This window comes from Paenibacillus wuxiensis (genome assembly GCF_040195695.1).
In the GTDB taxonomy this organism is placed as follows: domain Bacteria; phylum Bacillota; class Bacilli; order Paenibacillales; family Paenibacillaceae; genus Paenibacillus_B; species Paenibacillus_B suaedae.
This window is the reverse complement of sequence record NZ_JBEFZI010000001.1, coordinates 712,058-730,837: the sequence shown is the minus strand read 5'-3', so window position 1 is coordinate 730,837 and position 18,780 is coordinate 712,058. Positions and strand designations below refer to the sequence as shown.

The 18,780-nt window shown below is 46.0% G+C and carries 16 protein-coding genes; 3 read left to right on the top strand and 13 right to left on the bottom strand.

Features of this window, described 5'->3' with window-relative positions:
• Positions 1-5 precede the first annotated feature (5 nt).
• The 5 genes from ABN764_RS03295 to ABN764_RS03275 form a co-directional block, all read right to left on the bottom strand.
• Entirely contained in the window at positions 6-614 is a 609-nt protein-coding gene (locus tag ABN764_RS03295) for a helix-turn-helix transcriptional regulator (RefSeq protein ID WP_227774997.1), read from the bottom strand.
• A gap of 222 nt (positions 615-836) precedes the next feature.
• Complete coding sequence (gene ppdK, locus ABN764_RS03290; RefSeq protein ID WP_446670879.1) at positions 837-3,566, bottom strand: pyruvate, phosphate dikinase; 2,730 nt, start codon at positions 3,564-3,566, stop codon at positions 837-839.
• Complete coding sequence (locus tag ABN764_RS03285) at positions 3,563-3,742, bottom strand: GapA-binding peptide SR1P (protein WP_021253777.1); 180 nt, start codon at positions 3,740-3,742, stop codon at positions 3,563-3,565. Before ABN764_RS03285 ends, ppdK begins: the two co-directional genes overlap by 4 nt.
• Positions 3,703-4,761, bottom strand: a complete 1,059-nt coding sequence (gene gap, locus ABN764_RS03280; RefSeq protein ID WP_021253778.1) for a type I glyceraldehyde-3-phosphate dehydrogenase — start codon at positions 4,759-4,761, stop codon at positions 3,703-3,705. The genes ABN764_RS03285 and gap overlap by 40 nt, the downstream gene beginning before the upstream one ends.
• Positions 4,762-5,062: 301 nt before the next feature.
• Positions 5,063-5,407 carry a CHY zinc finger protein gene (locus ABN764_RS03275; RefSeq protein ID WP_446670904.1) on the bottom strand — a complete coding sequence of 115 codons (345 nt, stop codon included), beginning with the start codon at positions 5,405-5,407 and terminating at the stop codon, positions 5,063-5,065.
• Positions 5,408-5,626: 219 nt separating this feature from the next.
• On the opposite strand from ABN764_RS03275, the gene ABN764_RS03270 reads away from it, so the two are divergent.
• Complete coding sequence (locus ABN764_RS03270; protein ID WP_268623519.1) at positions 5,627-6,163, top strand: superoxide dismutase family protein; 537 nt, start codon at positions 5,627-5,629, stop codon at positions 6,161-6,163.
• A gap of 84 nt (positions 6,164-6,247) precedes the next feature.
• On the opposite strand, the gene ABN764_RS03265 is transcribed toward ABN764_RS03270, so the two are convergent.
• The 3 genes from ABN764_RS03265 to pgoN all read right to left on the bottom strand — a co-directional run bounded on the left by ABN764_RS03265 (position 6,248) and on the right by pgoN (position 9,980).
• Positions 6,248-7,216 carry an ABC transporter substrate-binding protein gene (locus ABN764_RS03265; protein ID WP_268623518.1) on the bottom strand — a complete coding sequence of 323 codons (969 nt, stop codon included), beginning with the start codon at positions 7,214-7,216 and terminating at the stop codon, positions 6,248-6,250.
• 110 nt (positions 7,217-7,326) lie between these two features.
• A complete protein-coding gene (locus tag ABN764_RS03260) occupies positions 7,327-8,949 on the bottom strand; it encodes a helix-turn-helix domain-containing protein (RefSeq protein WP_446670878.1) in 1,623 nt (540 codons plus the stop codon).
• A 188-nt stretch (positions 8,950-9,137) separates the two neighbouring features.
• Positions 9,138-9,980 (bottom strand): glyoxal/methylglyoxal reductase, encoded by an 843-nt coding sequence (gene pgoN, locus ABN764_RS03255; protein ID WP_446670877.1) that lies wholly within the window; start codon positions 9,978-9,980, stop codon positions 9,138-9,140.
• Between the two features lie 351 nt (positions 9,981-10,331).
• On the opposite strand from pgoN, the gene ABN764_RS03250 reads away from it, so the two are divergent.
• A complete protein-coding gene (locus tag ABN764_RS03250) occupies positions 10,332-11,930 on the top strand; it encodes a M3 family metallopeptidase (protein ID WP_446670876.1) in 1,599 nt (532 codons plus the stop codon).
• 74 nt (positions 11,931-12,004) lie between these two features.
• Here the strand turns inward: ABN764_RS03250 and ABN764_RS03245 are convergent, their stop codons facing one another.
• From ABN764_RS03245 to ABN764_RS03230, 4 genes are all read right to left on the bottom strand, one after another.
• Positions 12,005-13,054 (bottom strand): phosphotransferase enzyme family protein, encoded by a 1,050-nt coding sequence (locus ABN764_RS03245; protein ID WP_446670875.1) that lies wholly within the window; start codon positions 13,052-13,054, stop codon positions 12,005-12,007.
• Positions 13,055-13,320: 266 nt separating this feature from the next.
• Positions 13,321-13,587: a CD3324 family protein gene (locus ABN764_RS03240; protein ID WP_268623513.1), complete on the bottom strand. Its 267-nt coding sequence runs from the start codon at positions 13,585-13,587 to the stop codon at positions 13,321-13,323.
• Positions 13,588-13,921: 334 nt separating this feature from the next.
• Positions 13,922-14,626 (bottom strand): hypothetical protein, encoded by a 705-nt coding sequence (locus ABN764_RS03235; RefSeq protein ID WP_446670874.1) that lies wholly within the window; start codon positions 14,624-14,626, stop codon positions 13,922-13,924.
• On the bottom strand, positions 14,619-15,530 hold the full coding sequence (locus ABN764_RS03230; RefSeq protein WP_446670873.1) for an ABC transporter ATP-binding protein: 912 nt from the start codon (positions 15,528-15,530) through the stop codon (positions 14,619-14,621). The genes ABN764_RS03235 and ABN764_RS03230 overlap by 8 nt, the downstream gene beginning before the upstream one ends.
• Positions 15,531-15,962: 432 nt before the next feature.
• Between ABN764_RS03230 and ABN764_RS03225 the strand changes: the two genes are divergently transcribed.
• Entirely contained in the window at positions 15,963-16,856 is an 894-nt protein-coding gene (locus ABN764_RS03225; protein ID WP_446670872.1) for a hypothetical protein, read from the top strand.
• A 43-nt stretch (positions 16,857-16,899) separates the two neighbouring features.
• On the opposite strand, the gene ABN764_RS03220 is transcribed toward ABN764_RS03225, so the two are convergent.
• Positions 16,900-18,576 carry a M28 family peptidase gene (locus ABN764_RS03220; RefSeq protein ID WP_446670871.1) on the bottom strand — a complete coding sequence of 559 codons (1,677 nt, stop codon included), beginning with the start codon at positions 18,574-18,576 and terminating at the stop codon, positions 16,900-16,902.
• Between the last annotated feature and the right edge of the window lie 204 nt (positions 18,577-18,780).

The window sequence follows — 18,780 nt, the reverse complement described above, 5'->3', positions numbered from 1 at the left end:
CCCTGCTAATCCTGGTCTACTTTGTCGAGCATCAGCTTGATGATCGTCGTCTTCGTTATTCGTCCTACGACATTCCCTTCCAGATCAGAACGATTCTCTGGGTAAGATACGACCGGAAGGCTGTCTACTTGGTGATGTATCATTTTACGCGCAGCTTCCAATACAGATTCCTCTGGCGTAATCGTTACAATATTCGGTTGTCTGGTCATCACCATGCTGACAGGCATCGAGGACGCATTCGGATTGCCTAATGTAACCTTAAGCAGATCCTTGCGCGAAATGACACCTGCAAGCTTGCCGCCTTCATCGGTTACAATGAGACTGCCGATGTTCTCTAGGAATAAGGTGACAACCGCATCCTGTACTGTCGTCTTCACATCAACCACAACTGGCATGCCCTGAACCTGTCCGACCTTCATGTTGCGCAGGACGTAGGAATCCGACTCCTTCTTCTCCGCCTTCTCCCCGAGAAAATAGCCTACCTTGGGCTTTGCCGCAATATAATCGAGCATGACCAGCAAGGATAAATCCGCACGAATCGTAGGTCGACTGACCGTCAACATCTCCGCGATTTGTTCTCCCGTAATGGGGGCATGCTTCTTGACGATTTTAATAATTTCTAACTGTCTCGTTGTTAGTTCGATAGCGCATCCCTCCGTTTCATGCTATAAAGGTCGCCTTGAATCACGATCCCTGCCCATACGTGAAATACGTAGGATTCTGTTCATCTTCTGACAAGATTATAGCATTCTGGGCGGAAAGTGCGTAACTCCTGATTGCAGAAGTTCATGCACTCCGCCCCGTAAGTCATGCGCAGGGTTATAAGGTCAAGCTAATCATACCGCTGCTTCTTGTGATGATTGATCTACTGGTCGTTCTCCTGCATGTGATTCTGTTTGTCGCCTTAATGCGCCTCCCAGACGGATCTGCGCCTGTGCCGCTGCAATACGGGCGACTGGAAGCCGATACGGAGAGCAGCTAACATAATCCAAGCCGATCTGATGACAGAACATAATGGATTCATAGTCGCCACCATGCTCCCCACAAATGCTGGTCGTGAGCGTCGGGTTTACGGAGCGGCCTTGATTAACCGCCATCTCAATCAGCTTGCCAACACCTTCCGTATCCAGCACTTGAAATGGGTTATGAGGAAGCAGCTTATTTTCCACGTAATGCGTTAGGAACTTCCCCTCCGCGTCATCTCGACTATATCCAAATGTCATTTGCGTCAGATCATTCGTACCGAAGGAGAAGAAATCCGCAGAACGAGCAATTTCGCCTGCTGTTAATGCCGCGCGAGGCACTTCGATCATCGTTCCTACCTTATACATGCAATTACGTCTCTCTTCACCCAATACCTGTTCCGCCACGAGATCGACAATGTTACGCAGGAATTGCAGTTCATTAACGTGACCGACAAGTGGGATCATAATCTGGGGCTGAACTGCAACACCATCACGAAGACAACGCAGCACAGCTTGGAATATTGCTTCTACCTGCATCTCATAAATTTCGGGGAACATAATTCCAAGTCTACAGCCACGCTGTCCGAGCATTGGATTCGTTTCTTCCAGATCCCGAACTCGGCGGATCATCCGTTCAAGCTCCTTGCGCTCATATTCCTGCTCACGTTCTTCTTGGCCCGAGGAGCGAAGTGCATCCAATCGCTCTGTAAGCTCCTCAAGATTCGGGAGGAATTCATGCAGCGGGGGATCGAGCAGGCGAATGGTAACCGGCAATCCGTTCATCTCACGGAACATATCTTCGAAGTCTGCACGCTGCATTGGCAAAAGCCGATTCAATGCCAGCTGACGATCGATATCCTTATCTGCCATAATCATTTGCTGTACGATAGGCACTCTTGCCGGTGACAGGAACATGTGCTCTGTTCTGCACAGGCCGATACCTTCCGCACCGAATTCTCTTGCTTTGCGGGCATCAGCTGGTGAATCCGCATTCGCGAGTACCTTCATCGCACGAATCTCATCCGCCCATTGCAAGATGAGCAGCATCTCGGGTGATACATTGGCATCTTGAAGCTCTATTTTCCCCGGTATTACCTGTCCACTGCCCCCATCAATCGTAATCCAATCTCCCTCTCGAAGGACATTCCCCTCGGCGATCAGCTGACGCTGCTCCTCATCAATCTGCAGCGCTTCACAGCCGCACACACACGGCTTACCCATCCCCCGAGCTACAACGGCAGCATGACTGGTCATACCGCCACGCAGTGTTACGATTCCTTCTGCGGCAACAATACCATGGATATCTTCCGGTGTTGTCTCCATCCGAAGGAGAATAACCGACTTCCCTAGTCGCTTCCACTCATCTGCTGTGTCGGCGTCGAACACCGCTTGCCCACATGCCGCGCCTGGTGAAGCAGGAAGCCCAGTCGCGATTGCACGATAGCCCGCAGCTGTATGAAGCGAACGATGAAGCATATGATTCAGGTGCTGCACATCAATTCTCATTACGGCCTCTTCCTTGCTAATCAGGCCTTCCTTCACTAGATCGGCTGCAACTTGCAGGGCAGCTCTAGCATTGCGTTTGGCATTGCGGGTCTGGAGCAAATACAACTTCCCGTTCTCGATCGTAAACTCAATATCCTGCATATCCCGATATTGAAGCTCTAACTGCTTAGCGCATAAAGCCAGCTCCTCATAGGCATGTGGCATCGTTACTTCGAGCTGCGAGATAGAAACTGGCGTCCTTGTACCACCAACTACATCTTCACCCTGCGCGTTCATGAGGTATTCACCAAATAAGTCGGGTTCTCCTGTTGATGGGTTGCGTGTAAACAACACGCCTGTTCCACTTGTCTCCCCCATATTTCCGAATACCATCGACTGTATATTGACAGCAGTACCCTGATCGTGTGGGATGTGATGCACCTTCCGATATACCTTCGCTCTTGGACTCGACCAAGACAGAAATACAGCCTCAACTGCTTCTTGAAGCTGCTGCATCACATCCTGGGGGAATAGGCGTTCCGAGCGCACTTCAATGAGCTGCTTGAACTTCTGAACAAGAGAACACAGCGATTCTTCCGTAAGCTGTTGATCCTCGGTGCACCCAGCGAGCAGCTTTTCTTGCTGAAGTATGCGTTCGAAATGGACAGCCTCGATATTATAGACAACAGAGCCATACATTTGAATGAAGCGGCGATAACAGTCATAAGCGAATCTGCGATTTTGCGTGAGCTTAGCCAATCCTTCTACTGTCTGATCTGTAAGCCCAAGATTGAGTATCGTATCCATCATTCCAGGCATTGATGTCACAGCGCCTGATCGAACCGATACAAGCAGCGGGCATTCAGCACTGCCGAATCGGCGCTGCTGCACTCTTTCCAGTTCCACCATTGCACGCATTACTTCATCCATTAATCCCTCGGGAAGTCGGCATCCATTGCTGTAATACTGTCTGCACATTTCTGTCGTTATGGTGAAGCCTGGCGGGACTGGGAGTCCCGCCTTCGTCATTTCAGCCAAATTAGCACCTTTGCCGCCCAGCAGCTCAGCATCCTCTTTGCCACCATTTCGGAACGAATTCACGCGCACACTTATCAAGCCGTAGCACTCCCCTCTTGCTCGCGGCACGCTTCTTTGTCACACACCATATATTTCGTCTTCACGCCATTCGTAGGCAGTGTATCAATAATGTCATCACAATATCGGCAAATGATTGTGCCCAAGTCGTTCTCTTTTACATACTGATCAATGAGCTCATCGATTTGGTTCCGCATGATTGTTCTACCTCCTCGGATTGGACGAACATATACTTGACGAAATCCGTTACACGGCATGCGTATGCCCATTCATTGTCATACCATGCCAGCAGCTTCACCTGATACCCTGATGTTTGAATTGATAACCCATCAATAATTGCAGATTTGTTGTTGCCAATATAATCGGAGGAGACAAGCGGCTCCTCGTTGTATTCTACATAATGCCCCATGCCTTCCTTAATCGCATTTGTAAATGCACGGACGATGTCTTCCTTCGTAACTTCACAGTGCAAATGAGCAGTAAGGTCGACTAAGGATACATTTTGCACGGGAACTCGCAAGGACAGACCCTGAACCCGCTCCGCCAGATGGGGCAGAATATCCTTCAAGGCTTTGCCAACTCCTGTTGAAGTTGGAATAATGGAGCTGCCGCAAGCACGGCCTCTTCTCCAGTCCGAATGTGCATTATCCAGATGCTTCTGATCATTCGTATACGCATGAACCGTCGTCATCCAACCGTAGCCCAAGCCAAATTCCTGATCAAGTACATGAAGAAGCGGAGCTAGACAATTTGTTGTGCAGGAAGCAGTAGAAATAAGTGTATGCTCCTGCGGATCATATGCGTGCTCGTTCACGCCCATTACGATAGTACAATCCAGATCCTTACCTGGGGCTGTCACGACAACCCGCTTCGCTCCCGCTTGCAGATGCAGGGATGCTTCTGAACGACTCTTAAACTTCCCTGTTGCATCAACGACAACATCAATTCCGTGCTCTCTCCATGGCAGCAGTTCTGGGTTGCGTTCGCTTACTAACGGAATCCGATGTCCCCGAATGATAAGGCATTGATCTCCCGCCTTAATATCTTCCTCCCAGCGACCGTGAATCGAATCATACTTCAAGAGATGCGCCAATTGATCAGGTGCACAGGTAGAATTAATAAGGCCAAGTGATGCACCGTTTCCATTCATGAACAGACTGCGAATAACTAATCTGCCGATTCTTCCTGTACCACTCACACCGAGTCGTTTCAGCATATATCGTTTGAACCTCCTTTGCTCAACTCATATATTACGTCATAATAAATGGAATTTCAATATATAATACACACTATATTCGATTTTATTTCCGTAATCAACGGTTTAAATGTGTATTATAATGAAAATTGGGTGCATATAATGCGTATTATACACAACATTAAGCATGTCTTAATGACCACAAACAACTGCACATTCCTAGCCATAGGCTAGATCCCACAAAAAAAGATGACCTCTGATCCATTCAGAAGTCATCTTTTGTGTATTCCATAGTAAGAAAGTATATTTTCCGTCTGCTTCTCTAGCCTTTACTCACAACCGCCGTTACCTTCTCTTGTTCAAAATACAAATGATCGTGGTTCTTGCATCCTGGGTTAAATGAGGTTCGACATATCGGGCACTCATAGTTACAACTAAGATACTCATGAATCGTGAGCTCCGTATGGCAATTGCCACATAAAATCGCCTTCGTACCCCATTCCGCTATTGGCCATACCATAGGCTCGTGATCCTCTGCCTCCTCATGACAATAATAGCAGCCATAATACGTACCACAGCATTTGAACTTAATCGCAATTACGTCCACCTCTGAATGATAATGACAGCATCTCGTATTCGCGTCAATTGCACCTTTCACCTGAATCATGCTCAACCCTACCTTTAGGCTTTCTTCCATCAGCATGCGCCTCATGCTAATTCGAACATCATGCACCATGCTAACGCCCTGTCTAGATTCTTTTTGTACAAGCATACCATATCTGTGAATGTTATTCCCTTAACCATAAGCAAATTGAAGAAAGACGGTTTTCTTTCTGAAAAATAGGTGAACACTGTTACCGACACGATATAACTCAAGGAGGTCAACATGAAGAAATTCGTATTCGCATGCCTGCTGACAAGCTGTCTGCTGCTTAGCGCATGTGTAGCTAAGGAAACAATGGCCGGAGTGAAGTCTCCCAGTGTAAACGTAAATATCATTAACACGAAAGGGGATTCCATCGGTACGGCACAGCTAACTCAAGTCGGCAATAAGGTTCAAATGGCGATCGATGTCCAAGGTCTGTCACCAGGTAAGCATGGCATACACTTTCACGCGGTAGGCCGTTGTGATACCCCTGATTTCAAGACCGCTGAGGCCCACTTGAACCCGACTCATAAGGAGCATGGCTTTGAGAATCCGAAGGGCTACCATAGTGGAGATTTGCCGAATCTTGAGGTAGGAGAAGACGGCAAAGCGCAAGCCACCTTCACAACCGAGATGGTCACACTGGAGAAGGATAAGCCGAATTCGCTGTTGAAGTCAGGCGGTACAGCGTTAATCATTCATGCACAGCCTGATGATTATAAGACTGATCCGTCAGGCAACTCAGGTGATCGCATTGCATGTGGGGTCATTCAATAGTAATGGTCATACGAGTAAGGGGCTTCCATCCGTCATCCTTGATGATGTAATGGTAGCCCCTTATTTTTCGCTAGACGCCGTCTCCTATTTGCGCGTAAATAGATTTACCGCCTCATCCAACGATTTAAGCTGGCCAAGAGCCGAGTAATCTAACCATGGCTGCTGTTCAATCGCATGAACATTTCCGTTTTTAACCGCCTTTAGATGTTTCCAGATGGAGCTATCCTCCAACTCTTTGAACAGCTGCTGCGCAGCCTTGTCAGCAGATACCTCAAGCAGAATGTGATCGGGATCGAAATCCGGCAGCAGCTCGCTGGAGATGGATTGCGGCCCTTCCTTTCCTCGGCCTATGCTTTCTAAGCCCTTGGCGGGTTTAATCCCCAAGTCTTGATAAAGCAATGAGCCATAATTGCGATCTAATCCGTATACTCGAAGCTCTTTTTTCATGACGCGCAGTACTAACACCGTCTCGTCACCAAGCACTTGCTTGATAGATTCTTTTGCTATAGCAGCTTTTTGCTTATAATCGGCAATGAACGCTTCGGCCTCCATTTCTTTGCCTAACGCCTTACCGAGTTGCTGCAACTGTTCTTGCCAGGTCGATTGCTTGAAATTAAGCACAATTGTCGGCGCAATCTTCTCAAGTTCATCCTTGCCCTTTATCAGCTCTTCCTGCGCGATGATAAGGTCTGGTTCCACGTTCACGAGCGCTTCAAGGTTGGGATCTTGGGAATTCCCTAAATTTTGCGTATGTGGCAAGAGATCAGCTACATGTGGGAGAAACTCTTTACCTTTTTGCGTGACCGCTCCTATCGGGGTAATTCCTAAAGCAAGCAAATCGCTCGTAAAAGGAATAGATAATACCGCAATCCGTTTGTCTGCTCCTGCAATATCAGCTGGCGGCTTCGTATCGGAAGTGGCCGTTTGAACCTGCAATGATTTCCCCGATTCACTCTGTTTATTTGAGGGCACTTGCCCGCTGCATGCTGCAGTAATCATTACGAGTAATGTGCAGATACAAGTAAGTATCTTCATGCGATGACGTGTAATCATGATGCCAAAACCCCTTTATATGTTGTTTAAATGAAAATGATAATCATTATTATGATCGAACTCTATCCATTAATCCATGCCATATCTTTAGATATCTATTTGTATAATTTTTATTTTGCAGCCATGAGCAGACTTACGGCCTCGCTGAGTTGACTTTCAATTGACCGTGGAGAATACATCATCCATTTGTCCCAATCCAACACATGCACATTACCAAACTTCACGGCAGGGAGACTGCGCCACCCTTCGCTCTGCTGTAACTCTTTTATGGAATCTCTCTCCCACTCTCCAGACTTCGTTACAAGGAACAAATAGTCCGTATCGCAATCAGATAAATTTACTGTGGTCGCAGACATCCAATTAAAGACCGTTCCAGGCAAGTGCTTATCTATTTCTCTTCGAATTTGTTCAGGTGGTGATAAATTCAAAGATCGATAAAACACATGTCCAATGTTGCGCGCGCCATATAGTTTTACTTTATGATCGACAAATGTAAGCAGCCCAACCGTACCTTCCCCGATCATTGCTTTTACTTTTTTTTGGTCGCGCTCGACTCGTTCTTCGTGACGTGCTATCCATTCATAAGCTTCATTTTCTTTACCCACAAGACGGGCAATCTCGCGCATGTGTCCGAACACGTCTAAACGCTTCCAAGGAATCGTTACAATGGGAGCGATATCCCCAAAATACCTGTTCATTTGCTGGGAAATGTGATCCTTGCACAAAATCATATCGGGCTTGTTCATCAATAACGTTTCTCGATATCGTTCCCACATTCGATCATAGACTGGCATAGACATCATTGGCGCTTCTTTATCGATATGTATGGCTAATGGCTTCACGCCCAGTGTTAAAAGATGGTCTGTGTATGGCTGAGAGAGTGACACGATATGTATATGCTGCTGCTTCATATATGCGGTTGGTGCGATTCCGCTGTATGTCTTAAATCGCCTGCTGAAATAAAACTCATCCTTGTATCCGACATCTTGGGCAATGTCGCGTATTTTACCGTTTGGCTGCAGCAATTGCTTCTTTGCCTGATTCATGCGCAGATCGGTCAAATACTCGATTGGACTCTTCTTCATTTTCCGTTTGAATAGTTGAGAGAAATAAGAAGGATTCATACCAGCCTGATCTGCTAGCTTGGCCAAGGTAATATTCGTGGAAAATGCCTGCTGGATATACTCAATCGTGTAATCCAGCAAATTGTCGGTGCTCTCTAATATCGTGGACATCCTGTTGTCAAATATGACGCTTAATAAATCATGTAGATAAGGCTGATAAGGGGAAAAATGAGCCAAACGCGTTATAGAGGGGCTGTCCTTGCATAATAATCGAATCAAGCGTCTAATGCGATGATGCTGCTCGACCCGTATTTCCCCGCTAACAGGCAAAGTCAACTCCTTCTCATATACTCTTCTCTTATCGCTCCATTCCATTGCGCGATAGATGTCGAACTCAATTTTATAGAGGTGCAGTCCATGTTCCGCGGCGCATTCAGCTGCAAGAACGGTTCCGACCGGCAAAAGAAAAACAGTATTCGGCAGCAGCTCGGCGGCATTACATCCGTCGTTCATGTACAATTTTCCCTTACCATTCACCACATACAGTAACATATGAGATATAAGCTCTTGTTTCGCCCATCGACTACCATCGTGAATCTCAACCTGCTCCATTTGTTTGATTTCCAACAAGGTCTTATGTAAAAAGGCGTTGTGTATATCCTCTTTCACTACTTTCCTCCTACTCCTATCATTCGTTAACCACGATTGTTTAATTAATAATGATTCTCAATATCAGGGACTTATTTTCTCATGTTCGTTTTCATTTGTCCATAGATGATGCATGATGACCGTTCAATAAACGTAAAAAGGCTGCCCCTTGTCACATTAGTGACTTGGGCAGCCCTTCGTTATTCAATTTAGAAGTCGAAATTGTCAGGATCTGGGCCAACACGATGATGTTGATTCAATCCGTCAATGCGCTCCATCTCTTCTGGTGTCAATTCAAAATCGAAAATGGAGGCATTCTCAACAATCCGATGTTCTTTAATCGATTTCGGAATGGTAATGACGCCATGCTGCAGATCCCAGCGCAAGATTACTTGCGCAACCGATTTCCCGTGTTTGCTAGCAATTTCTTGCAATTCAGGTTGATCAAGCAGTTGTCCTTGCATTAGCGGAGACCATGCCTCAAACTGAATGCCTTGCTCCATGCAATATTCGCGCAGCTCTTGCTGTGTCAAGCGTGGATGGAATTCGACTTGGTCGATCATTGGTTTGATTTCTGCATCCTTCATTAAATCTTGCAAATGATGAATGTGGAAGTTGCTCACCCCAATTGCTTTCACGCGGCCAGCTTTATAAAGGGTCTCCAACGCTCTCCATGCGTCTTTAATCTTACCTTCTACCGGCCAATGAATCAGATACAAATCCAAATATTTGAGACCGAGCTTCTTCAGGCTTTCATCATAGGCTGCAAGCGTAGCTTCATAACCCAAGTCCGCATTCCACACTTTCGAAGTGATGAACAAGTCTTCTCTCGCGATACCCGCTTCTTTCAATCCGATTTGGATTCCTTGTCCTACACCTTCTTCATTTCCATATATAGCTGCAGTATCAATACTGCGGTATCCATTCTTGATTGCTGCCGCAACGGAATCGACAACTTCGGAACCGTCATTCACCTTGAACACGCCAAGTCCGAACCACGGCATTTTCACTCCATTATGCAATGTCACTCTATCTTGTAAATTCGCTGCCATTTCACGTTCCTCCTAAGTCTTCTTCATGATCGGCCACCCGTTCACATCATGTGATCGGCGAATATCAATATAAACCGATACATGCATTATGGCTTACACGAATTCGAAAAGGAAGTACGCACTTTGAAGTGTTCTAGTAACCTAGAAGTAACCTTGTTACCTACAAGTAACCGAAAATTGGCGCTGCCCTTTCTATTAATTCCCCTGATTTACCTAGCTAAAACATCAACATACCTACATAATTGTACGATTAATGCCATAAATCAAGAATCCCAAATTACATTATTTTGGTATGGTAATAACTATAAAATTACACATTGTGCAAGTAGTGTTATGGAGAGGAGAATTCATATGGATGTCATGGATGTGGAGTCTTTTTTGCAGCATGAGAACAAGATTCTTAAGGAGCTAAGCGTAAAGATTGGTCAAGCAGGATGGATGGTAACTTCTACAGGTGAGGAATCATGGAATGATGCGTTGGAGGTTGCTCAAAATGAATGGAAGCGTTATTTATCAGATACAGAGCGGTTCGCCCTCATTACGAAGCACCTAGAGAATAAGCAGCTTACATCATTACAACAACGTCAGCTTACAGAGCTTCACCACTTTATGATCAATCAACAGTTAGATCCGCAGCTGGCTGAACGCTCTACTCGCATGACGAAGGAACTAGTGGACATTTTCAATTCCTACCGTCCTACCATACAGAACCAGCATGTATCGAATAATGATATTCGCACGATTCTGGAAACGAGTCTTGATCCGGAAGAACGCAAGCAGGCATGGCTCGCTAGCAAGCAAATCGGCAAGCAGGTCTGCGATCGCGCACTGCAGCTTATCCAGCAGCGCAATGAAGAGGCTCGCACACTTGGTTACGACAATTATTATCAGATGCAATATAGCGCGCAGGATCTCGATCTTGACGTCGTATTTGCCTTAATCGATGAGCTGCTTGTCCAGAGTGAAGAACCGTATCGGCTCGTGAAGCAGCAAATTGACGAGGAACTAGCTCAAAAGTTTCGTATTACGGTATCGCAGCTTAGGCCGTGGCATTATTCAGATCCGTTCTTTCAAAGTACGCCTGCCGTCAGTGAATGGAGTATGGCTGAGTATTTACAAAATGAAAGGATGGAAGCCATTACAGCAGAGACGTTTCAAAGCATGGGGCTCAATATCACAGATGTAATCGCACGCAGTGACCTATATCCGCGCGATAAGAAATATCCATATGGGTATTGCACGGATATGGGACGTACGGGCGAACCACGCGTCATGATGAGCATGAATCCGAGCGAATTTTGGATGAGTGTGATGCTGCACGAGTTCGGTCATGCGGCATATGAGAAAAATATTGACGCAGCGCTGCCTTTCCTTCTACGCAAGCCTGCCCATACGCTTACTACCGAAGCGATTGCGATGCTCTTTGGCCGAATGACAAAGGATCAGGATTGGATTACCCGCTTCATCAATCCGGAACCCACCGCCTTTTCATCCCATGCCTCTGCCCTGCTCGATACTCTTCAACGCGATATGCTGGTAAGTATGAGATGGTATATTACATTTGTGAAGTTCGAGCGCGAGTTGTATGAGCGTCCGCATACCAATGTGAATGAACGTTGGTGGCAGCTCGTAGAAGAGATCCAGCACTTGCAAGCGCCAGAGGATACCCGACATCCGGACTGGGCTGCCAAGATGCATTTCACGCTCGCTCCCGTAAGCTATCAAAGCTATATATTAGGTGAACTGACCGCTTCCCAACTGCATCATTATATCATGACGAACATTTCGCGAGACTTGTTCTCTCTAGAAGCTGGAACTTATGTAAAGGAGCAAGTTTTCTTACCTGGCGCGACATGGACATGGAATGATCTATTGAAACGTGCAACGGGCGAGTCACTTCATCCTAAGTATTTTGTCCAACAGTTCGTAAGCTCGCACTGCAAACAATAATACAACAATCGTACTCGTACATATGGGGAATGCAAGAGAGAATAATATCTCGCTGCGCATTCCCCTTGCACGTTCTAATGAGAAGTGATGTTCACTGGGTTCACTGGACTTCCTATTTGAACCGGATCAACTCGGCGGAATAAAAACGACGAATCTTGCAAAAAGGCATGCAAATACGTTTGTGCAAATACCTGTTCGGATTTCAGATTTTCCGTCTCTTCCGGATTTGCAGCATGATGACAGTAGTTCTCGATCATAAACATGATAAAAAAACACTCCACCTGCTGAATATAGCCGCTGGACAGCTTTTTCACATTTTCATATCCTGCAATAAACTGCTTGCGCTGCTTTACACCAAGTCCTAATAGTGCACCCGCCATATCATAAAGATAATAACCATAACCGCACCGACCAAAATCAATCGGACGTGGCTCTTCCCCGGTATATACAACATTCCCTGTATGCAAATCAGCATGAATCAGACCATATGTATCAGCATTTCGTTCCATCCCGGCAACTTGAGCAATAACCTTATCGGCCGCTGCTTGATAGAGATCCCAACCTTGCTTGGCTAAAAATCGAGGGTAATATCGTTCGAGCTTCTTGAACTCCTTCCTAAAACTGTCAATGCCCCAGGCGGGACGTGTGAAATCAGAGGAAGGAACATAATGTGCAGCCTCCTCATGGAGTCGTGCCATCATCGTACCGGTTCGATACGCTTGGCTATCCGTTAATGCCATAGCATGCTCCCCTTCTACCCATCTCATCAACGTGACATAGGGCCTGCAATAACCCATTTCCGTTTCCACTTCAATTACATAGGATCCATCCCTGCTCGCCACCCCAGTCGGCACTGTCAGCTCCTTCGAATGATGCAATATCTGAAGAAAGGCGAGTTCGGAAGCAATCTCATCTCGACTGCACCGATCCGAGTGAATACGCAGTAGATAACATTCTTGAGAAGTCGCTTCAATCTTATACGTAATCGTATCCGACAACTGTATGAATTGGATTTTTTTCCATGCGATGTCATACTTCTGAATAGCATTTAGCGCCACATTTCTCGCCCGTGCCAGCAGCACATGTTTCTCTTCGTTCGTGTCGAATTGAAAGAATGAAATCATTTTTCTCCACTCCAATATTGAGCATATTCGAGCACTTTGCCACATGAAGTTCGTATCGAAGCTTGGATGTTCTTATCGAAGTATTTCTCGGTCGACACATTCATAAGCTGCTCTTACAGCCTTTATTGTAGTAGGTGCACTCCAAGCAACATAGGGAAAAAATCATTTAAAACAAACATTACAAACACGCTGCAAGAAGCTGCAACATGTTGCTAATAAAAAAGACTGCACCAGATCCCTCTGATGCAGTCTTTACATCCAAATCACTATGATTTTGTATATACAATCTTCTTAATGCTGTCCGAGGATAAGCAATATTGCTCTGCAAGCTCATCTACCGTTGAGCCCGCTGCAAAGGAATGACGAATAGCCGTGTTCCGCCTGTTCAACATCTTCCTGCTTCCCGATTGTTCGCCCCATTTCTTATGCTGCGACTTCGGCGCAGGGACATACAGCAGTCCGCCTTGGATATATTTTTGAATCTCTTGAATCAATGTCTTGGGTAATACTCGATCTGCATTTACATATTTCATCTTCGCTCTACTCCTTACAGAAATGTACTGTGAAGAGAGCAAAGTCTAAGCTATCAACTTCATAACTTCATTTGAAGTCATGGCGGTATCTATTTCATTCAGGCTTCAGCTCTATACAAACAACCGCCGTTGTTCATAGTTCAGACTTTGCATAGAGCGCATCTGTAACCTACCGTTATCAGTCATGGCGATTCTCCTTATCAAAGAAAATAAAGTAATAAACAAGCGATAGCCCTTAGCTGATTTTGATTTTCCCCATATATTACTCCTCGCTTCGTAAGAGTCTCTCGTTTATATGATGTACCTCCATATAATTGCGCCCATGATCTGCAGACTACTCTTCAACCCGCTTCAGCACTTGAATGAGCAGAATCATCAGTAGCACCGCATATCCAATAGATAACCCGATCGTACCAACAGTTGATGTCATCGTATAACTGCTATAGTTCAGCAGCATATTCATCGTATGATAGGCAGGCGGAAATACCCATGATAGAAGCACACCTGCTATGCCTGCTTTTGCGATAAGTGCTCCTTGACAGAAGGACAGTGCAAGAATAAGCAGTATCCCGCCAATTGCATAGCTAGCACGCTCCACCCGTTTCGCGAAGTACAGCGATATCGCAATTCCGAGGAGTGCGGAGCTGAGGTGCGTGAACAGCCCGACAATGAGATGCTCGAACCGAATAGGCTCGTCAAATTTATCGAACAGGATTGGGTAAACAATTGCAACCACAACAATGAAACACATGATAAGCGCAACCGAACAAATAAGCCCGATCAAATAGAGTGCTCGGCTCTTCACATGCAAGATTGTCAGTTCTTCCTGAACCGAGTGCTCCGTCTTCAGGAAGCTGTAGCTGAACCATGCTGCCATGATATAAATCAGCATCGTCGTGAATGAGAAGCTGCCCATAATCGGATTCGGTGAATACGTATAGAACAAGCCCAAACTAATCAAGAACGTGAATAACGGCGGTATGTAGCGATACGATCGACTGTAGTTGCGCAGCAAGTACCATATGGTTGCTTTAAGCATATTCGCGTCCCTCCTGTCGAGAAGGCTGCTGCGCATAATTTGAACCAGTATATCCATGGGCGGCACTTGCTTGAACGGATACAATTGAACATTTCCGCATTAGCAGCTCCATCAGCACATGATCCGTATCTTGTCGTCGCGAGTGTAAGATGCAACTGCCTGCGGTCGCATTATGTTCTTCATAACTGAGAATCCCTTCGATTTGACCGATATCATCACTTATAGACAGAGATGTCGGTACCATCACCTCAATCCGCATATCTTCCTCGAGCGGACGAACCTCTGTAATTGCAATAGATCCACGGTGAATGCTTACGCATCGATCCGCCAGCTGCTCGACCAAAGATGCCTCATGACATGACATTACCATTGCAATGCCTTGCTGCTTCATATGTCTGAGCAGACGAATAAGCTCTCGCTGTGAGTCCGTATCCAATCCGGATAGAGGCTCGTCCAGCAGCAATATATCAGGCTTATTCAGTACAGCTTGCATGAGGTTTACCTTTTGCAGCATCCCTTTGGAGAAAGTATTCATTCTTCGTGCAGCTGCATCTTCCATTTTGAACAAGGCAAGCAATTCATCCAGCCGTGCAGATATGGCTTCCTTGCTCATCCCTTGCATACCACCCATGGAAAATAGGTACTCTTCCGGTGTAAGCCGCAGCTTCGGCAGTCGATCAGGAACGAAGCCAATACGCTGCTTGCTGCCTCCTTGACGATGAATCATCCCGCTCGTCGGCTTGGCTAGTCCGGCAATTAAGCGGAGTAGCGTACTTTTCCCCGAACCATTCTTTCCTGTAATCGATACTGCTTCATGCGCCCCGATAGACAATTCTACATGTTGCAGGATGACACGACGATCATAGCTCTTTGTCACCTGCTCCAACTTTACTAACCCTTCCAATCAGATATCCTCCCGAATCTATCATTTCCACTAAAAACAAACATGCACATCCTTTATAATACCAGTATTTTCACAGGTTGTAACAGCAAGTATGGAAGAACATACGTTGTCTATCCACAGCACTGTCATTCGATATCCAGCTCATGACCGAACCGTTGACTAGCCACTCTGTTCTGTTCACTATTTTCCATAAGCATCATGAACATCTTCTTTCTTGCCCGCGTAAGATTACATCGTCAGATGGAATCGATATCCTTCCTGCGATTGAGGTTGTTAGCTTAAAGGTTCGCTACAATTAGATGTTGTAGCTACAAATTGTGATGTACGTTGATCAATAAAATTCTTCACTTTCGCTCGAAGAGTGCCTGGGAGAAAAACAAAGCAAGCAACTTCATTAGGGTTGTGAATGAACAATAGAGAGGACTACAACTTATGATTACAATCATCATGACAACTTTGGGAACGGTAATGCTCCTCGTCATTATTTTTGCTTGTGCATCTATACACTGGATACGTAGAAGCTTTCGGATTACACCTGCAAATCGCAATCGTATCGAATTTCCTTCCCCAGAACCAATGACAAAGCATCAAGCGAAGTACGTTTTACGAACGGTACAGACAAATGCAATTCCGGATTGGGAACGACGATACGAAGCTCTTCTACAGCACATGATTTCGCATGGAGATTTGTTAGAGGCATGGGGATTCCGCACCTCTCTCGTTGTACAAGGACGAACGAACAAAACGCAATGGAGCAATCTTATCATTTATAAGCTTCCTCCGGACATGAGTGCTGCGGATTTTACGGCTCTGGAACGGACGTATGTAAAGGATATCGATCCTTGCATGACTGAACAGCTCCGCTCACACAGCCGAATCGTATCGGCTCATCTTATCCCTAGCTGTGTAATCGGAGCTGAGTCGAACTTGCCGCCAGAATGTGCATTCTATGTTGAATATATCTCGGTACAGCCTGACGCTATACAAAACTATACGCACAGTATGAACGAAATTACCGCACCAGCGATGTCTATGCTCAGCAAGCAGGGAGATATACACTCCTTTACGGTATTTGAAATGGATATCGATACGGATGTTACAACTACTGCTACCCACAAAAGGTGGAACCAAATTCATATTACCGCCGGTTCACCGCTCTCGTTCATTCCATTCAGTTCCCGCTTCAACCGTGCAATTACAACAGTGCATCCGCAGGTCGGAGGATTAGAAGGCGCAATCAAACAATGGGAGAAATGGTGCTTGTATGAGCGGGTTGATGTAATGAAGCTATTATGGCACTGTCGCGACTCCAAGCAAACCGAATAATACACGAACAGAGCCCATGATGCATACATGGGCTCTGTTTTACCTATTTACTATCCACAATTCTCACGGAACGGCTTCCCCGAACCATGGTTAGGCTCGTCATAAGCGGCTGCAGCAGGGTGAAGATTAACACGCACAGTACAGTGGTGAATACCGTAATCTGAAGCGGCATCCCTGTATATAACAGATGAAATAAACTTGTTGTCAGCGTCAATGGAGCAAGCGCGAATACAAGGCTCACCCATGGCCGCTGCAAGACCATAACCGGATTTCGCTTATGCAGTGTACACCCGATGACGATGCAGTGAATAAGAAGCGGGAGCAGGAATAGGTAGCTTGCTCCAGGGATAAGACCTAACACAACGATTAGAAGCAGGAAGTAGAACAGCATTCCGGTTAGGATCATTTCCAAGACGTTGACCCTATGCCTAGTCAGACGTGTGAATACGAGATGAACTAGCAGTGCGATCAGTACAAAAGCAAGATTGACCAAAGCCGGTATGAAAGCCGATTGCAATGGCATCCCCGCCACTGAGCTTCCAATATACATAATCCCTACAAACACCAAGTAAGCGACCACAACAGATGTAATGATGCTTCCTAGTGTAAGCAGGAAGCTGAGCGCCATTCCCTTCAAAGCAATTGCCTTCTTCCTGAAGAGCACCACGATACAGAGAAGCCACCCTATACCAATGAGAATGGACATCGGGATCGTCCAGGAAGCAGGATAATGAAGAAGCATCGTAAACCAGTTAAAATAGACCCGATCGGAATCATTCACTTGCTCTAAATCCATACTTCCGAACCGCATAGCTGCCCCAAGTGCATTCTCGCCATGGTGCTGTAGTGTTGCTAGTGTTACATTGTCGGGCGTATCTTGATCGGAATGGTATTTGTCCCAGCCATCGATATATGCGAAATTAAGACCTGGTATGCCAGCATTCAGTGAGACGGTCAAATCCGTATCATTCGGCATCGTCCGATACAAGTCGCCTAACAGAGAACTGCTGACTGGAGACACCGCGAACGAGGCAAATTCAGAAATAAGCTGCCCATTATTTCGGCTCGTTTGGAACATGATTGACGGACCTCTCGAACCTCTCGCCTCGAAATTCACGACAAGGCCGATCTGTTCACGAACTTTATTGTCAAACCAGAAAGCCTCTGCACCAAGCATCCCTTTCTCTTCACCATCAGTCAGCACGAACCAAATGTCCCGATCCATAGGCGGACTAGCCTGTAGAATGCGTGCCGTCTCCAAGAGTGCCGCAACCCCAACCGCATCGTCATTAGCCCCTGGGCCAAATGGTGTAGAATCGTAATGAGCGGTCAGCATCAATGCTTTACCTGGTTTGGTTCCTTTATGTATTCCAATGATATTGTGCAGCTCAAACGACTCGGAGATGCCTCTATACTGCCCTGTCCATGGATACGTGTTCACATTTGGCTGTAGCCCTAATAACTCCATTTGCTCAACTAAATAGGTCCGAACCCTCTCATTCTCTACCGAACCTGATGGATGCGGCAGCTGTGCGATGGCTCTCACATGCTCCATAGCTCTAACCGCTGAAAATTGTTCTATCGGTGCATTCTCTCCTTTTGGAGCCGGCGGTTGCTCTGACCATAGTGTTGCGAGAACAAGCATTATACAGATGACGGCAATACCAAGCGTACTCCATCTTGTCTTGTACGTCTGTTTCACTCTGACCGTCTTCCCCACATTCGACTACCCCCTAATCATCCTTTTATTTTTACTTTTAGGAATAATTTACCTAGTAAGATAGAGCTATCATATATGACCTCCCCTACAAGTACAAGACTTAAATCTGAGCGCGTACTACTTCAAATCATTAAGAAATTTCTGTTTTTCTGAACTTAGCAATACTTACAAGACAACAAACCTTCTTACATCTCTCAGCAGCTT

What these genes read in the sequence shown, in the direction of transcription:
- ABN764_RS03285 (WP_021253777.1), bottom strand. Translation starts at nt 3,742, where the DNA reads ATGCGGAACCAAATCGATGAGCTCATTGATCAGTATGTAAAAGAGAAC.
- gap (WP_021253778.1), bottom strand. Translation starts at nt 4,761, where the DNA reads ATGCTGAAACGACTCGGTGTGAGTGGTACAGGAAGAATCGGCAGATTA.
- ABN764_RS03275 (WP_446670904.1), bottom strand. Translation starts at nt 5,407, where the DNA reads ATGATTCAGGTGAAAGGTGCAATTGACGCGAATACGAGATGCTGTCAT.
- ABN764_RS03270 (WP_268623519.1), top strand. Translation starts at nt 5,627, where the DNA reads ATGAAGAAATTCGTATTCGCATGCCTGCTGACAAGCTGTCTGCTGCTT.
- ABN764_RS03265 (WP_268623518.1), bottom strand. Translation starts at nt 7,216, where the DNA reads ATGATTACACGTCATCGCATGAAGATACTTACTTGTATCTGCACATTA.
- pgoN (WP_446670877.1), bottom strand. Translation starts at nt 9,980, where the DNA reads ATGGCAGCGAATTTACAAGATAGAGTGACATTGCATAATGGAGTGAAA.
- ABN764_RS03250 (WP_446670876.1), top strand. Translation starts at nt 10,332, where the DNA reads ATGGATGTCATGGATGTGGAGTCTTTTTTGCAGCATGAGAACAAGATT.
- ABN764_RS03245 (WP_446670875.1), bottom strand. Translation starts at nt 13,054, where the DNA reads ATGATTTCATTCTTTCAATTCGACACGAACGAAGAGAAACATGTGCTG.
- ABN764_RS03240 (WP_268623513.1), bottom strand. Translation starts at nt 13,587, where the DNA reads ATGAAATATGTAAATGCAGATCGAGTATTACCCAAGACATTGATTCAA.
- ABN764_RS03235 (WP_446670874.1), bottom strand. Translation starts at nt 14,626, where the DNA reads ATGCTTAAAGCAACCATATGGTACTTGCTGCGCAACTACAGTCGATCG.
- ABN764_RS03225 (WP_446670872.1), top strand. Translation starts at nt 15,963, where the DNA reads ATGATTACAATCATCATGACAACTTTGGGAACGGTAATGCTCCTCGTC.